The 15853-nt window shown below is 64.9% G+C and carries 17 protein-coding genes, 1 pseudogene and 1 riboswitch; of the genes and pseudogenes, 8 read left to right on the top strand and 10 right to left on the bottom strand.

What is annotated here, in order from left to right:
• Positions 1-185: 185 nt before the first annotated feature.
• Positions 186-1676, bottom strand: coding sequence for a peptidase M16 family protein (locus AC1X6S_RS04670; protein ID WP_483404612.1), 1491 nt, complete (start codon positions 1674-1676; stop codon positions 186-188).
• A 111-nt stretch (positions 1677-1787) separates the two neighbouring features.
• Entirely contained in the window at positions 1788-2669 is an 882-nt protein-coding gene (locus AC1X6S_RS04665; RefSeq protein ID WP_483404611.1) for a sigma-70 family RNA polymerase sigma factor, read from the bottom strand.
• 80 nt (positions 2670-2749) lie between these two features.
• On the opposite strand from AC1X6S_RS04665, the gene AC1X6S_RS04660 reads away from it, so the two are divergent.
• The 3 genes from AC1X6S_RS04660 (at position 2750) to AC1X6S_RS04650 (ending at position 5050) form a co-directional block, all read left to right on the top strand.
• Positions 2750-3130: a DoxX family protein gene (locus AC1X6S_RS04660; protein ID WP_483404610.1), complete on the top strand. Its 381-nt coding sequence runs from the start codon at positions 2750-2752 to the stop codon at positions 3128-3130.
• 131 nt (positions 3131-3261) lie between these two features.
• Complete coding sequence (locus AC1X6S_RS04655) at positions 3262-3663, top strand: PLD nuclease N-terminal domain-containing protein (protein WP_483404609.1); 402 nt, start codon at positions 3262-3264, stop codon at positions 3661-3663.
• Positions 3664-3796: 133 nt separating this feature from the next.
• Complete coding sequence (locus tag AC1X6S_RS04650; RefSeq protein ID WP_483404608.1) at positions 3797-5050, top strand: endo-1,4-beta-xylanase; 1254 nt, start codon at positions 3797-3799, stop codon at positions 5048-5050.
• Between the two features lie 84 nt (positions 5051-5134).
• Here AC1X6S_RS04650 and AC1X6S_RS04645 read toward each other — a convergent pair whose 3' ends face one another.
• Together AC1X6S_RS04645 and AC1X6S_RS04640 are read right to left on the bottom strand one after the other, a co-directional pair.
• On the bottom strand, positions 5135-5674 hold the full coding sequence (locus AC1X6S_RS04645; RefSeq protein WP_483404607.1) for a CarD family transcriptional regulator: 540 nt from the start codon (positions 5672-5674) through the stop codon (positions 5135-5137).
• A 264-nt stretch (positions 5675-5938) separates the two neighbouring features.
• Positions 5939-6475, bottom strand: a complete 537-nt coding sequence (locus AC1X6S_RS04640; protein ID WP_483404976.1) for a GNAT family N-acetyltransferase — start codon at positions 6473-6475, stop codon at positions 5939-5941.
• Between the two features lie 201 nt (positions 6476-6676).
• A riboswitch (guanidine-III (ykkC-III) riboswitch) is annotated at positions 6677-6741 on the top strand.
• A gap of 11 nt (positions 6742-6752) precedes the next feature.
• Here AC1X6S_RS04640 and AC1X6S_RS04635 point away from each other — a divergent pair.
• The 4 genes from AC1X6S_RS04635 to AC1X6S_RS04620 all read left to right on the top strand — a co-directional run bounded on the left by AC1X6S_RS04635 (position 6753) and on the right by AC1X6S_RS04620 (position 10036).
• Positions 6753-7076 (top strand): DMT family transporter, encoded by a 324-nt coding sequence (locus AC1X6S_RS04635; protein ID WP_108391497.1) that lies wholly within the window; start codon positions 6753-6755, stop codon positions 7074-7076.
• A gap of 90 nt (positions 7077-7166) precedes the next feature.
• Positions 7167-8756, top strand: a complete 1590-nt coding sequence (locus tag AC1X6S_RS04630; protein WP_483404606.1) for an ABC-F family ATP-binding cassette domain-containing protein — start codon at positions 7167-7169, stop codon at positions 8754-8756.
• 150 nt (positions 8757-8906) lie between these two features.
• Positions 8907-9431, top strand: coding sequence for a GIY-YIG nuclease family protein (locus AC1X6S_RS04625; protein WP_483404605.1), 525 nt, complete (start codon positions 8907-8909; stop codon positions 9429-9431).
• Between the two features lie 227 nt (positions 9432-9658).
• Positions 9659-10036, top strand: a complete 378-nt coding sequence (locus AC1X6S_RS04620) for a MarR family winged helix-turn-helix transcriptional regulator (RefSeq protein WP_483404604.1) — start codon at positions 9659-9661, stop codon at positions 10034-10036.
• 62 nt (positions 10037-10098) lie between these two features.
• Here AC1X6S_RS04620 and AC1X6S_RS04615 read toward each other — a convergent pair whose 3' ends face one another.
• Positions 10099-11676: an HNH endonuclease signature motif containing protein gene (locus AC1X6S_RS04615; RefSeq protein ID WP_483404603.1), complete on the bottom strand. Its 1578-nt coding sequence runs from the start codon at positions 11674-11676 to the stop codon at positions 10099-10101.
• Positions 11677-12731: 1055 nt separating this feature from the next.
• Between AC1X6S_RS04615 and AC1X6S_RS04610 the strand changes: the two are divergent.
• Positions 12732-13306 (top strand): annotated as a pseudogene (locus AC1X6S_RS04610) (HhH-GPD-type base excision DNA repair protein).
• A 45-nt stretch (positions 13307-13351) separates the two neighbouring features.
• Here the strand turns inward: AC1X6S_RS04610 and AC1X6S_RS04605 are convergent.
• The 5 genes from AC1X6S_RS04605 to AC1X6S_RS04585 form a co-directional block, all read right to left on the bottom strand.
• Positions 13352-13918, bottom strand: coding sequence for an alpha/beta hydrolase (locus AC1X6S_RS04605; protein WP_483404602.1), 567 nt, complete (start codon positions 13916-13918; stop codon positions 13352-13354).
• Positions 13915-14565 (bottom strand): alpha/beta hydrolase family protein, encoded by a 651-nt coding sequence (locus AC1X6S_RS04600; RefSeq protein WP_483404601.1) that lies wholly within the window; start codon positions 14563-14565, stop codon positions 13915-13917. The genes AC1X6S_RS04605 and AC1X6S_RS04600 overlap by 4 nt, the downstream gene beginning before the upstream one ends.
• A gap of 17 nt (positions 14566-14582) precedes the next feature.
• Positions 14583-15050 carry a DoxX family protein gene (locus AC1X6S_RS04595; protein WP_483404600.1) on the bottom strand — a complete coding sequence of 156 codons (468 nt, stop codon included), beginning with the start codon at positions 15048-15050 and terminating at the stop codon, positions 14583-14585.
• A 121-nt stretch (positions 15051-15171) separates the two neighbouring features.
• Entirely contained in the window at positions 15172-15519 is a 348-nt protein-coding gene (locus AC1X6S_RS04590) for a LysR family transcriptional regulator (protein ID WP_483404599.1), read from the bottom strand.
• Between the two features lie 116 nt (positions 15520-15635).
• Positions 15636-15839, bottom strand: coding sequence for a hypothetical protein (locus tag AC1X6S_RS04585; protein WP_483404598.1), 204 nt, complete (start codon positions 15837-15839; stop codon positions 15636-15638).
• Positions 15840-15853: the final 14 nt, after the last annotated feature.

Here is a 15853-nt window from a genome sequence, read left to right as displayed (position 1 = left end):
GTCGCGCCGAATGCTCCTCCCCAATGCTCGCGCCAGTCGTGGTGGCACACCGGGCAGGTTCCGTAGAAGCTGACCCTGTCGCGTTCGATCGCCCGCCTTTGCTCCAGCCAGGCGTGTACGAGCTTCGGCACCCGGAACGATGGGAAAAGTGGCATCACGAGTGCGCGCTCGTGTCAGATACCGGCTCACTCATGGGACGGAAACCCGCGCACAATGTCCGGCGAGAACGCCGCGACGAGCTGCCGGCTCAGCTTCTTGCCCCTCTTCCACTCGGTTGGGTCACACTCGGTACTTCGTCCCCAACGGTCAAGGAGCACCACACAGCCACACTCTCGATGCCCCACCAGAACGATGTCGCCATGTTCGATCGACGTCAGTCGGTTTCCTTCTCGCCGGAGGATATGGGTGTCGGTGACCCACACTTCGTCCTTCGACGCCTTCGCGCGCCAGGGTTCATGCCCCGCCCGCAACGCCCGGTGGCGTTGCACGCTCTCGCGGTCCTTGTGCCTGGTCCAGATCCTCTGGCGGTCAAGCGGCAGCTTCAGTTCTCTACGCAGCTTCGCGGGAAGGTGGGCATCTTCATGGACCGCAACAAGAAGGGTCGGGATGCTCTTTTTCAGAGTATGGGTCAGCATCCCTGAGGTCAACGTTTCACCGATTGTGAGCGTCTCCGCGGGAGTGACAGTGCGGCGGAGCAAGAGACCGTCGATCGCCAGATCGTCCAGATAGGCGGGCCCAGCCTCTGTGTCCGAGTGGACGTAGGAACTAATGATGGAGCGGGCTGAGTCCGTTGCCTGAGCGCTGAAGCCGCTCTCGGCCACGTCCTTTATTGCGCGCACGCCGGCGCGAAGCGCGGCAACGAGGTTCCGGTCGAGAGGGTCCAAAACGAGGTCCAACTGCGAGGAATCGTCGTCGATTCGTGTCGTGAAATGGTCCACGGAGTAGATCAGGCCCTTGGCCTGACGGAGCCGGATAAATAATTCATCACTCAACGCAGCGCTGAGAAACGCTTGTAGCTCGATCGGCACGACGAGCGAGAACGCCACGCCTGCTTTGCCCGAGGTCACCAGTCGCGGTGTCTCACGTGCCGACGGCACCGGTGCGTGGATTACCGCTGGCCCCGACGGAAGTCGGACGTCAAGGGCGGCAGGCACTTCACCGGTGAACGACAGTGCAGCGTTTTCCCGTGTGAGCCAGTGTTGTGCCCACTCGATCACCTCGGTTCTCGACAGCGCCCCGGTTGTTGGTGCACCGAGAGCGGCGGCTCCGAGGCCCCGGACTCCGAACCGGTTGGCCAGCAGGCCCGGCGAGATGAAACGAAATGCGTACGGCCTCTCCGCCTCAATGATGTCCTTCTCGAGCTCGAGGTCCTCGGCTGTGACGCGCTGCACGTTCGCGATCGCGGATGCCACCGTATTGAGGAAGTGCGCGACGGCATCCGCTGTGCCCGTCGCGAAGAACTCGACCGAGTCCTCTTTCACGGTGCCTCCGTGGGCATCGGGCACCGGCTGGGTCAGGCGAAGAACGACGTGTTCCACAAGATGGGTGACCCCGGCCATGGTCGGAGGTTCATCTCTCATTCCGACTCCGAAAGTCAGCGTTCCTGTCGCGACGCCCTCGCGACAGAGCGAGTAGGTGGCCACGCCGTTGTGGGAGGAGGTGGTCACCGGAGTCATAGGGGGAGTCTGGCAGAGCAGTCGCCGCGGACAGGGTGTTCACGGCCGGTTTATCTTCGCACTACTGCCCCGAGTTGTAGGGGCAGCGGACGTGACGCGGCAACGGTCCGTCTAGCCGGGATGACCCGGAAGGTGCATCGCCGCGAGACGCTCGGGGTCACGCAGCGAGATGATATCGACGATGCGATCCCCGACAACGGTGCATCCCATGACGCCGATCGGCATGCCGGTTGTGCTCCACGCGACCATGCCCGGATCGCCATTGACGAGCACACGATGTCCCCGTCCTCTCGCGCGCGCTCTGCGCTGTGCAATGGCTGCCACAGCAGTCGCTCCCACCAGCACCTCCACACCATGCGCCGTGTGCGTGCGCCAGGTCACATCCGGATCGAGCACGCGCAGCAGCCGCTCGAAGTCCCCGTCCCTGGCCGCCGCGAGGAATGCGTCGACCACCGACCGCTCGCGCCGTCTCTGCTCGGCTGGACGCGAGGAGCCCTGTACTTTCTGGCGAGCCCGGCTGGCGAGCATCTTGCTCGCGTTCGCGGACTTCCCAATGATCGGGCCGATCTCCTCGAAGGTCACAGCGAACATGTCGTGCAGCACAAACGCCAGTCGCTCGGCAGGGCTGAGAGTATCGAGCACAACGAGCAGTGCCAGACCCACCGATTCCGCGATCGCCGCTTCGTCCTCGGGTGCGCCGTGGCTGTCGTCTGTGACGAGCAACTCCGGCACCTGATCGTCATATGCCACCTCGCGCCTGGCCTTGCGTGAGCGAAGTATGTCGATACAGACCCGGCCGACGACCGTGGTGAGCCAACCGGCGAGGTTGTCGATCGTTGTCGCGTCCTGGCGGGACAGCTTCAGCCACGCCTCCTGGACCGCGTCCTCGGCATCCGCCCGCGAACCGAGCATCCGAGAGGCGACAGCAATCAGGCGGCCGCGCTGTTCGTCGAATGCCCGCGCAATGACCTCGTCGGAATCGGATGCCGCCATGGTGTTACCTTCCTCCCTCGAGTGCCGTCATAGGTAATGACGGCCCGCGACGGGTCGAGGTAACGACAGGGAGAATAATCATGAACCTCGCTCTGTGGATCACCGCCGGGTTGCTAGCCGCTGTATTTCTCCTCGCAGGCGCCAACAAGGTGTTCATCCCTTACGAGAAACTGGTCAGGTTTCCCGGTGCCGGATGGGCCAATGACTTCAGTGCCCGGTTCGTCAAGGGACTGGGAACCCTCGAGATACTGGGTGCCATCGGTCTCATTCTGCCCGCGTTAGTCGGAATCGCACCGGTCCTGGTGCCGATGGCGGCCGCCGGTCTGGCGGTCATCATGGCCGGTGCAACGGTCGTGAGCTTCCGCCGCGGCGAGATGCTGCACGCTGCGTTGGATTTGATCTACCTCGCGCTGGCCCTGTTCGTTGCGTGGGGCCGATTCGGTCCCGAGCCTTTCGGATGATTGGCGGTGCGGCGGCGTCACCGGCTCACCATAAACCCGAGGGCCGGTGCGCGTCAGCCCCCGTGCTCAGTCTGCTCACTGACACGAAAAAGTGTGGCGCACAACCGTTGCTGATCAATAGGATCTCCCGCATGTACATCGTGCTCTCGGCCCTCACGTTCCTGCTCGTGATTGCAGCCCTTGTCGACGTCATCACGCGGCAGGACTGGCAGGTGAAGCACATGCCCAAGATGGTCTGGGTGCTGCTCGTCATCTTCCTTCCCCTGATCGGCAGCGTCCTGTGGTTTCTCATCGGCCGTGAATACGACGGGAGCCAGAACATCATCGACCGGCCGGTGCGGCGCGCGCGACCGCAGCGAGCGTCACAGGCACCGACTGATGTCCAAGGGCCCGGGTACAGTGCACGCTCGCGGACGACGGAGGAGCAGCTCGCGGACCTCGAGCGCGAGATCGAGTTTTACGAGAAGCAGGCGCGCCTTCAACAGCTGAAGGCCGAGACCGAGCGCCGCCGTGAGCCAGACGGAGTGAACTGAACCCCGCGTGATGCGCGCAGGCGCTGAGTGGCGCTAGTGTCATGCAAATGTACGAACGTGACCACGTGGCATCCCTCCTGAATACTGAAGAGCGTCTCTCTGCGCCTGCGACCTCGCCTGTGAGGGGCGACAAGTGAGCTTCGACCACAGGCGGGCGACCGCCAGACTCATGGTCATCGACGTCGATGGCTCGCCGCTCAGGGACGCGGATATCGTGCTGGAGCAACGCAGTCACGAGTTCGCGTTCGGCAACATCGGGTTTGATTTCATCCCGCTGGCCAACGAGGAGAGCGAAACTCCCTCCCGCCGCGATGGGTTCGCGAGCGCGTCGACCGAAGGCCTCGCCGGATTAGCCGATCTCTGGCTTGACGTCTTCAACACGGCGACGCTTCCGTTCTACTGGCGAATCTTCGAGCCGGTCGAGGGGGAACCGGACACCCAGCGACTCCGCGCCGCTGCTGCCTGGTTCGCCGAACGCGGGGTCACCGTGAAGGGGCATCCGCTCACCTGGCACACGCTCGCGCCGGAGTGGCTGGGAGGCAGGACGGAGAACGAGATCGAGGCGCTCCAGCGAGGCCGGATCCAACGGGACGTCGCCGACTTCGCAGGACTCATCGATACGTGGGATGCCATCAACGAGGTGGTGATCATGCCCGAGTTCACCGCGGAGGAGAACGGTATTTCTCGACTCGCGAAGAAGATCGGGAGGGTGCCGATCGTCCGGCTCGCTTTCGAGGAGGCGCGACAGACCAACCCATCGGCGACGCTGATTCTCAACGACTTCGATCTGTCGCCCGCCTATGAGCGCCTCATTGAAGTTGTCCTGGATGCCGGCATCCGCGTCGACGCGATCGGCCTCCAGACGCACATGCACCAGGGCTATTGGGGAGAGGAAACCATGCTCAGGATGGTCGATCGGTTTGCCCGCTTCGGGCTGCCGCTCCATCTGACCGAAACCACCCTCGTCTCGGGCCACACCATGCCGCCGGAGATTGTCGACCTCAACGATTACCAGATCGCGTCGTGGCCATCGACGCCGGAGGGAGAGGCCCGTCAGGCCGATGAGATCGAGCGGCACTACCGCTCCCTCGTCGGGCACCCGGCGGTGCAGGCAATCACCTACTGGGGGATCACCGATGACGGTGCCTGGCTCGGTGCCCCCGCTGGGCTCGTGCGATCGGACGGCACACCGAAGCCCTCCTACGATGCGCTCAAATCGCTCATCAAAGGGGAGTGGTGGCTGTCGAGAACCGAGGTCCGGACGGACAATCACGGAACCGTGCCGCTGTCGGGGTTCTTCGGTGAATACACGGTGCAGGCGAAGGGGAAAACCGCGACTGTCTCGCTCGCTTCAGGCGTCGACGAGGCAGTGGCACGGCTGGCCTGACGCTGTGCCGGCCTGGCCTAACGCTGGCCTGCTTAACGCGGGCCTGACGCGGCGCTGGCCGCAGCGGCCAGCGCCGTCACGCATCTAGGCGACCGCGGTAGCCTCATCGGTTGCACCCGGGGTGGTCGGCTCCGCCGCGGAATCCGGCGCGAGGGCCTTGTGCAGCGCTGCCTCTGCCTCTTCTACACCGATCTCGAGCGAGAGAGCGATCTCGGTGACGAGCGGGCCCTGCGCGTGACGCAGGAGCTCGCGCTCAGCGAGGGAGAGGCCACGGTCGTCGCTGCGCCTGGTCAGGTCACGGACGACCCCGGCAATGGTCAGGATGTCACCGGCCTTGAGCTTTTCCTGGTTGTCTTTCATCCGGCGCGACCACTTGTCTTCCTCGTCGATCGTCGGTGCCCGGAGGACGTCGAACAGGGCCTTCGTCTCATCGGGACTCAGAACGGCGCGAATACCGACCTGTTCGGCGCTCGCAACGGGAACGCTCACGGACAGCTTGGAATCGTGGACCTCGAGCTTGAGGTATTGAACCTCGTTGCCCTTGACGGTCCTGGAGAATATCGAGGTGATTGTGGCGGGACCATGGTGCGGGTAGACAACGATCTGGCCTTCGGAAAACTGCATGGGATGTACCTCCGGGTGCGCATGAGCGCCTTACTCAACCTCGCGCGAAGCAGGAACCGAAGTTCGTACGACACCCGACAGTCGACCCAATTCCCGGCGGGCGATGCAGTCGTTCGCCGGATTCCATGGGCGCGCGGGCAGGCAATTCCACAGGGGCGGATCTGCCTGGCACCGCGAGCTTGGCTGAGTCAATTATCTCACAGAGGGCCGACATCTACCTGAGTGAGCGGGCCGAGCGGGGGTGCGGCAGATGTCCTGGCGACGTCAGCGGAGCATCCGTCGCATGACGATTCGGGGGATTCCACCCGACACGGACCGGGTGTCAGCGACCCAGGAGAACCCCGCCTGTTCGAACATGGCCCTGGTGCCCACGAACGCCATGGTCTGGTCTACTCGCTCGCCGTGGTTGTCGACCGGATACCCTTCGACAGCCGGCGCACCCTGGCCACGGGCGTAGTCCACGGCCCCCTCGATGAGGGCGGCGGTGATGCCTCTCTTGCGGTAGCCGGGACGAACCCGCATGCACCAGAGCGACCACACCGGCAACTCGTCGACGTGGGGAATCCTGCGGGAGTGTTCGATCGGGTGCAGCTCCCTCCGTGGAGCAATGCCTGCCCAGGCAACGACGTCATCGCCGAGGTACGCGAGCACACCGGGTGCGAGATCGCGGGCGCACAGTTCGCGGACTTTGTCGGCTCGGTCGGTGCCGACCAGCGTCCGGTTCTCGGCGGATGACAATCGCCAGGACAGGCACCAGCACACCGACGACGAGGGATTCTTCGGACCGAGCATCGTCGCCATGTCGTCAAACGAGTGCGCCGGCTTCACGGTGATGCCGTCCGTGTGGGCGGCGTTCGCTACCTTGTCCTCCACGACCATCACCTCCGCGTGAGTTGCCCCGTGGGTCCCATCGTGACATCGGGCCGGTACCGCCGGAAGGGGCAACGGGACCGGTGTCAGGATGGATGCACAGCCGTTGATCACCCTGCTTTGGTACCCTCGACGAAGGCCGCCAACACGGCCCCGGACGAGGGATCAGTACCCGGAACGCGACAAGACTGGCCAGAAACGAACAGTCATGTTGTGGGTAGTACTCATCCTGTCCGGTGTCCTCGAGGCCGTCTGGGCAACCGCCCTGGGCAAGTCGGAGGGCTTCACGAAGCTCTGGCCGACCGTCATCTTCGGTGCGGCTCTCGCGCTCAGCATGGCGGGACTCGCCTGGTCGATGCGCGGCATCCCCATCGGTACCGCGTATGCGGTCTGGGTGGGCATCGGTGCAGCGCTCACCGTGGCCTGGTCGATGATCACCGGCGACACGAGCATCTCGTGGATCAAGATCGCCCTGCTGGTCGGTCTCATCGGCTGTGTCGTCGGACTCAAGCTGGTGGACGACACACATTAGCCGCCGGTTCTCCTCGGCTACGGTAGGAGAACACATGCGTTCAATGCCGGGTGGGCCTTGTGCGATATTTCACCCGGAAGGAACGCAGGCATGAGCCTCATTCGACTGAACGACGTCACCGTCCGCTTCGACCAGATGCAGGTGCTGCGCGAGGCGTTCTTCCGTCTTGAAGCCGGTGATCGGGTCGGCCTGATCGGCCGTAACGGTTCGGGAAAATCGACCCTGATCAAGCTGGTGCTGGGTCAGGTGTCAGCGGATGCCGGAACGGTCGCTGTCGAAGACGGCATCCGTTTTGGATATTTCTCGCAGTTCTCGGAACTCGATGGAAGCGCGACGATCACCGAGGTGCTCAACGATGTCTTCGTCGATATTCGCGCGGTGGAAGCCGAGCTTGCGTCGATCGATGCGGCAATCGCTGCCGATCCCACCGCTGACCTGGATCCGCTGATCTCACGCCAGGGTGTGCTTTTCGAGGAGATGGACCGCCTCGACGGGTGGGACTACACGCGGCGAATCGACGAGGCGCTCACCAGGCTCGGTTTCGAGGACGCCCACCGCATATGCCCGATCGACAGCCTCTCCGGTGGATGGCGCAACCGCGCGGCGCTCGCCAAGCTCATTCTCGAGCGACCCGACGTGCTGCTTCTCGACGAGCCCACCAACTTCCTCGACGTTGCCGGTGTTGAGTGGCTCGAGGCCTGGTTCCGTGATTTCAAGGGCGCGGCGATCATCGTCTCCCACGATCGCAAATTCCTCGACTCGGTTGTCACCCGGATCGTTGAGCTCGAAAACTTCCACCTGCACGAGTACCCGGGCAACTTCGCTGAGTACGTGGTGCAGAAGCAGTTCCGGTTGAAGACCCTCGAGGCGCAGTTCGTGCATGAATCCGAGCTGCTCGCGTTCGAAGCTGAGGGCATCGCCGATCGACGTGAGGCCGCGAAAGCAGCGAGCAGGGGACTCGACAAGAAGCTCTCAGGGATCAAGAAATCCCGTGCGCCGCGGCCGGTCGACCAGATCATCACGGAGATCTACGGTGGGCTGCACGTCAAGGATGTGCTGTGCCGCGTGACGGGGCTCTCGAAGTCGTACGGCGACAAAGTGCTGTTCAACGATCTGACGTTCGAGTTGAGGCGCGGCAACCGGGTCGTGGTGCACGGCTCGAACGGAAGCGGCAAGTCGACGCTTCTCCGTGTGCTCACCGGCGAGGAAAAAGCTGATTCGGGCGAGGCTGTGTGGGCGAAGGGTGCCGGGGTTGTCTCGTACAACCAGATGCTTGCCGACCTCGACGATGACGACACGATCACCCACGCGGTCAATGCCGCACCGGGGAGCCTCGCGTTTGCCGCGACCCGGAAGTCGGTCGGTCGTTTCCTCGCGATGTTCCAGTTCTCCGAGGCCGACCTCAAGCAGCGGATCGGAAACCTCTCCGGCGGTCAGCGGGCCCGCGTGGCGATGGCGCAGTGCCTGTTGTCCGGTGCGTCGGTGCTCATCCTCGATGAGCCGACAAACCACCTCGACATGGCAAGCACCCAGGTTATGGAGCGGGCCCTGGTGCACTTTCCCGGTGCTGTCATCGTCGTCAGCCACGATCGTTTCTTCAGCGACAAGGTCGCCAACCGCAAGATCGTGTTCGGCAGTGAGGGTGCCGAGGCGGGCGAGCTTGAGGTCCGCGCGGCGTAGGTCGGGTAGGTCGGCCCTCTGGGGAGTTCGGGGTGACGGCGTCTGCGGTCGGAGATACCGTTTCTTCATGGTGACAGGCGTCGAGGTGGGGTGTTGAGCAAGATGAACCCGTTGGACTCGCATTGCGCGGTCGCGGTTTCAGACGGAGAGGTGTGCGACCGTCCCGTTGACGCGGATGCTCCGGTGAACCTCTGCGCGCACCACCTTCTCGTGGCGTACGAGTGGGTCGCTCGTGATGTGGGCGTGACCGACACTCTCGAGTCGCCGTGCCTCGCGTGCGGCTCGCGGCTGGGCGTCCGTTATCCCTCCGGCTGGCTTTGCGCTGTTTGTGAGTGGAAGGTCGGCGAGATCCCTGATTCGGATGCCGTGCGGGCTCGGGTGGACGTTGTCTACTACCTGCGTTTCGGAGACCGCATCAAGATCGGAACCTCGTCGAACCCTCGGAGCCGGCTGGCGAACATCGTTCACGACGAGCTCCTCGCCTTCGAACCGGGTGGACGTCTGCTTGAGCAGGCGAGGCACGCGCAGTTCGCGAGCCACCGGCTGCACCGCAGTGAGTGGTTCAGTGTGCACGAGGCGTTGCTGCGCCACATCCGCGTCGTGAATACCGGGGTCGACGATCCCTGGCAGACCTACAAGCGCTGGGTGAGCGAGCAGGTCGCGCTGCACGGGTAGCGGCTACTGCGCTGGGCGACCGGGTCGGTCTGGTGGTGTGTTCACTGTTGACGGCATCCGTCATCGAGGTCAGGGTGGCGGCTGCGGCTGGTCGCGATCAGCCGCGCTGCAGCGGGCTGGCCGGGTGAAGGCGATTTGGATGTGCTGGCTACGCTGCGGGCGAGCGGGCGAGCGGGCGAGCGGGCGAGCCATTCGAGCGGACGCCGGGGGAGTTGTCTGCGTCAACGATGGTTACGACCGGGGCGATGACCAAGCGAGTTGATCGGCCGGCGGAGGCCGGGCTGGTGACCAAGCGCAGGAGTGACGTCGACGGGCGAGGTCGAGTTGTGGCGCTCACCGATAAGGGTCGTCGGCTCATCGATGAGGCGCTCACCGATCACGTGGCGAATGAGCATCGACTGCTTGAGGCGCTGACCGAGCGGGAACGGGACCTGTTGCGGGGTGTGTTGTCCAAGTGGTTGCGTGAGTTCGAGTCGGGGGACTCGGGCGGGCCGCTGAAGGTACCCGTGCGGGAGGCTGCGTATGCAGGTGTCGGTTGGGCTTGCCTGATGTGGGCGCTGCTCCTTCGGGCGTGGGTGCGGGTGGTCGGTGTGGGTCTCGCTTGACCTGCCGCGACGTGTGTGGTGGGTTTGGTCGGGCGGTTTCGCCATCTCCGCATGCAATCCGCTTATTGGAAGTATGGTTTGCGGCGGATCCATTCGGCGATGGTGACTTTCGGTTTGCCGTTCACCATCGTGACCGTGAAGACTCCGGTGTCGACCATCCGATGGTGGAACCAGCAGAACAAGACTCCGTTATCGAGATGGGTGGGCCCGCCTTCGGAGTGCGGGATGATGTGGTGCGCTTCGCAGCCGGTGGCAGGGATCTGACAGTCCGGCATCGCGCAGGTGGGACCGTCGCGGGCGATCATTCCCATTCGTTGGGTCCGGTTGAACCCGCGTTGGTCGTTTCCGAGGGCGACGACGGTGCCGTCGGGGTCGATGAATACCGGGATGATGCTCGCGTCACAGAGAATCTGGCTGATTGTTGACGCCGCCACCGGGGCGTTCACTCCCACGATCTGTCCGGTGCCGGTCTTGGAGTCGATGACGTCCGCATTGACCGTGACGACGACGGTCGGTGCAGCACCGGTAACACTGGGTGCGTCGGTGGAGCGGGCGAGGGCGTCGATCATCGCGGCGAACACGTCCGCGCGTTGCTGCCCCGCGGTCCGCCGGGCCCGGATGGGTTCGCTGAACTCCGCAGCGGGGTTCCCGTCGGTACCTTGCGTCGCGTCACCGGTGTCTGGGTCGGGGCCGGTCACGGTTGGCGACGCGCCGGATCCGAAAGCGCCCGTGTCGCCGGAGGCGAAAACGCCTGTGTCGCCCGTTCCGGGTCCGGTTCCACCAGCTCCGCCGCCGGTTCCCTCACCAGAGCCCGCGGCGGCGTCAGTGGCGGTTGGGTCGTATCGGTCCGCGGTCTTTGGACTCAACACCGCATCGAGTAACGCGTGGAGTTTCGCGCCGACGTCGACGGTGACCTGCCCTCCGAACTTCACCAACCCGTCCTTCGCGGTGCGGGCGATCCAGAAGTCACGTTTCTGGAACGCTTTGTCGGTCAGGGGTTCGATCCCGTCTTCGTCCAATCGGTCCCGCCACTGCCGAGCCTGAATACCCACAAGGTCGGCCGACATAGGTAACCCGTCGCGCCAGCCCGCACCGACGGCCTCACTGACGAGTGTGCGCTCGGCAATAGCGAGGTGTTCCACCTCGGCACGTGGTGCGGCGAGTGAGAGTTCCCGGGTGATCGTTTCGGCAGTTTCCACCCCGATCAAACCCTGACGGAACGCCTCGCCGACCACCGGGAACAACGGTGGCAACGGGAACCCGGCGTCGGTGAGACGCCGGCAGGTCCGCTGACCCACCCGAATCAACCGTGACGCTGCCGCAGACGACACTCCGGTGATTACCTCGATCAGATGCGAGGGACGCTGATAGTTGTGTTTCACCGCCAACCCGTCGTTGCCGCGGGTGGGGTCGGACCGGTCAGCGACCTCAGCACTCAACGCGGCAAGGACCGCCTCACCAGCCCGCACAACCCCGGCGACCTGACCCAGCTGCGTCAGCAGTTGTTCCCCGGTCAACCGGTCGAGATGATCCAGGTCGAGAACGCCGACGACCTGCCCTAAATGGGTGAGCAGTCCGGTGAGCGCACTCTCCCCCTCCGGCACCGATGCCGGCGGAAAGTCGCTCACCGCGAGGCTCATGACACCCGCTCACCCCCACCAGTCAAGGCGAGGACATAATGCATGGCCACAGCGGAGTTCGCCGCACTGGAACGGGTGCGGATCGGGCTGCTGACCGGGATATTCATAACCTCAGTACACACCCAACCACTGACATTGAAACTGCCACACTGGGGTCTCACACCGGCACCAGCCCGGGCGTTCGAACGCGACCCTGTGAGGGTGCGAATCGGACTGCTGACCGGGATGTTCATGACTTCAGTACACACCCAACCACTGACATTGAACCCGAGCATCAATGCCACCCCGCCCCCGACGTTCCGAGGGTCCGAACGCCGCACCAGAACGGGGTCGGATCGGACTGCTGACCGGGAAGTTCATGACTTCAGTACACACCCAACCACTGACATTGACGTTGACCCAGCCCAGAGCGATGGCCGCCCCGCCGGCACCTTCTTTGGCGTCTGGGATCAGGGGCTGTGGGGGTTTTGGGGAGGAGAATCGTCGTGGTGGAGCACAGCAGGTGGTTGGGTGCCCGGTTATTCCTCCCGGAGCTCCGCTGACGCCTGCGCTCGGCTGGTGCCTGCGCTGGGCTGGCAGCTGCCGCTGCTTCGGCTGCACCGCAACCGACGCCCAACTGCGCTGGAGAGTCCCGTTGGGCAATCTCTGCGGGACGTGCGGGGTCCGAGTCTCGTCCGCCGTGTTTCGGGAGGAGGATCGTGGGGGCGGGGCGTAATAGGGGGCTCGGTGCCCGGTTATTCCTCCCGGAGCTTCACTGACGCCCCGGGACCCGGTTAGTGCCTCCGCTCGGCTGCCGTCTCTGCTCGGTTGCGCCTCCGCTCGGCTGCCGCCTCCGCTCGGCTGTGCCTCCGCTCGGCTGCCGTCTCTGCTCGGCTGCGCCTCTGCTCGGCTGCAGCTGCCGCAGTGGCGGTGTTTCGGGAGGAGAATCGTGGGGGCGAAGCGCAATAGGGGGCTGGGCGCCCGGTTTTTCCTCCCGGAGCTCCGCTGACGCTGCCTCGGGTGCAGCTCCGCCGCCCGCGGTGGCACCCCTACCGCGTCGCTGCGAGAATGGACACATGACCGGCACCCTCAACATCACCGGCGACGCCAACGCCGACGCCCTCCTCTCGAACGACCCGCTCGCGCTCCTGATCGGGATGCTCCTCGACCAGCAGGTCCCCATGGAGAGCGCATTCGCCGGACCTCTCAAGATCAGCGAGAGGCTCGGCTCCTTCGACGCAGCATCCATTGCCGGTGCGGACCCGGATGCCTTCAGCGAGCTGTTCAGGACACCTCCCGCCGTTCACCGCTATCCCGCCAGCATGGCTACCCGGGTTTGGCGCTGTGCCAGGCCATCATCGACGACTGGGATGGCGACGCCTCTTCCATCTGGACCAAAGACGCACCGGCCGGCGCTGAGGTCTACCGCCGGCTCAAGGCACTACCCGGCTTCGGCGACCAGAAGGCCCGGATCTTCGTCGCCCTCCTCGGCAAGCAGTATGGATTCGACGGCGAGGGGTGGCGCGAGGCCGCCGGTGCCTACGGTGAGGATGGCAGCACCCGCTCGGTGGCAGACATCGTGGATGCCGACTCCCTCACGAAGGTGCGCGAAACGAAACGCCTGGCGAAGGCCGCTGCGAAGCGGAAATAGCGCGAGCGGTTTCGCGATCGCTGCCCAGCGCGAGCGGTTTCGGGATTACCGCCCGAGAGACTCCACGTGGGCCGAGATCGTCTCAAAGACCCGGGACTGGGCGTCACGTGATGCCCGCCAGCCGGCCTTCACGGTGAGGGAGTGGTTTGCTCCCGGAATCGTGACAAGAACCGCTTGACCGGCGGGAACAGCATCCGGCACCCACATCTCATCCGCGTCGCCACCGATCGCGAGGTGAGAACTCGGCGCCCCGGCAAGCGCATCCCGCACCACGTCGCTGGTGAGCACCGGCGTCAGCCAGACCCCGGGAACTCCCTCCCGCAGAGCCCACGGCAGCGCGAAGCTGCCGAACGACTTCGCGACGATGAGCCGCCGAGAGGCGGGCGGTGCTGAGTTGAACGCGGTGGTGACCGCTTCCTCCACGAAGGACACCGGGTCCGCCGCCGCATCGACGTTCCACTCGACGCCCTGCACATGCCAGCCACGCTCGGCGAGCATCTGCGCACACCAGTACAGCAGCGGCCCCTGGATCGTGTAGCCCACCCCCGGCAGCAACACAGCGACCGGCGCGTCGGCCACATCCGCCCTGGCAAGCGCGCGTGACCGAATCATGCCAGTACTCCCTCGAGAAAGTCAGCGACGGATGCCGTCACCAGCGCGGCAACATCCCGCGCCTTCAGCGGCGACGAGGCGAGTACTTTCATGCTGTGGTCTGCACCGGGAATCGGCACGACCCGAATCGAGCCGCTGCTACCGACCTCGCGTTCAACGTCGCTCGCCGTACCGAAGGTGTCGCGGTCACCCTGCAGCACCAGGGTCGGGACTGACGGCAGCAGAAGTTCGTCAAGTCGCGTCTTCTCCGGCTTTCCCGGCGGGTGCAGCGGGAAGGCCAGGCACACAACGGCGGCAGCGCCCAGATCGTCGGCGGTCCGGCAGGCCACACGTGCTCCGGCGCTTCGCCCACCAACCACCAGCGGAAGTCCGGCGGCCAGCTCGGCAACGGCGGGCGCTGTCTCCCGCCACGCGATATCGAGCGTCGCCGGGCGCGGGGCGAGCTTCTTCCCGGCAACACGCCATGGTTGCTCGTAGCGCACCACGGTGAAGCCATGATCGGGCAAATGGTCGGCCAGCGCGGTGAGATCGAGGGCGCCGATCCCGCCGCCGGCACCGTGACCCAGCCAGGCAACGGCTCGAGGCTGCGCTGCCTCGCTGACCGTCAATCTGCCAAGGCCGAGCGAGGTGGGGACGTCGATGATCATGGAGGACTCCGCCCGCTCTATGCCGAAAGAGGATCGTGCTTCGCGGCAGCGCGGCGGTTCCGCCACGCGCGCCAGGCGCCGGTGGACCACAGCGCCCAGATCACGAGCAGCGGCTGGAACAGTAGACGGATGCCGCGGCTGAGATCGTCGTTGAGGCCGAACGAGTCGGTGCCCGTGGTGAACTGCGAGATGTTGCCAGGGAAGATCGCCACAAAGAACGCCGCCACGATCCAGCCAACGGGCACCCGCCAGCGCCAGAGCAGGAGAAGAGACAGCCCGAGCACGATCTCGACGATGCCGGATGCCACGACCACGAAGTCGACATCGATGGGCAGCCAGGTGGGAACCTGCGCCTGGAACGCATCCCTCGCGACGGTGAGGTGGCCGACGCCGGCGGTCAGCAGGAACAGGCCCAGGATGACCTGCGCGACCGTCGCTGCGAGCGACGTGCGTCGGAAGGGCGTGGGTGTTTCCGCGTGAGTCATCTCTTCAGCCTAACCCCGGATACGTGCAGACACTGCATGAATTTGGAATCCGCTACATTTTCGCGGGGTACCGGCGTCCCTCAGCGGCAGCCGGGCGTAACCCAGCGGAACTTAGCGTGGCTCAGCGGGACTGGCGTCGCTTGCCCGGACGGGGCTGGCCCTTCACGGCGGGCGTCCGGCCCTTGCCCTTCGACGCCTTCGCCTTGCCGCCGGCGGGCTGTGGTTTGTTCTGCACCGATGCCGCTGTCGCCGCGAGCTTCGTCTGCTGGTCGGCGAGGAGCTCGGCCCCAGCGGGGGTGAGCGTCGTGGTCGACGCGTTCATGTCGAACAGGGGAGTGCCCAGTTCGTTCTCCAGTTCACGGACCGAGGCGATGAGCGTCGACCGCGGAATGTTGAGGTGCTTCGCTGCATGCGCAAAGTGAAGTTCTTCGGCAGCGGCCACAAAACGGCGAAGCGCGATGGTATCCATGTTCTCAATTCTTGTCGGGCGTGAGAAACACGCCCAGGTGCCAAGGGTACGCGTGTTCACCTGCTCCAGCCTCATCGGAGCGCCGGTGCTGGCCAGCGACCGGCGCTCGACGATGGCTAGGGCGCAGGCGCGCCACCCTCGGTGGGCTCCGGCGTCGGAAGGATGTTGTCGCTCCCGGTCTCGGCGCTTGCCGAGCGTTCGCCGGTCAGAGTGGTTGGTTCCTCATCGCGGCTGCTGGTCGCCGACGATGGTTCCGAACTCTTTTTCGCCGTCAGCTCGTCGTCACGGTTGCCTGTCGTATCGCTGCTGTCTGTTGTCATGCCTTCACGGTATG

The organism is Mycetocola sp. Y442 (genome assembly GCF_056898615.1).
The sequence above is the reverse complement of the archived record's forward strand: the minus strand, read 5'-3'. Positions and strand labels throughout refer to the sequence as shown.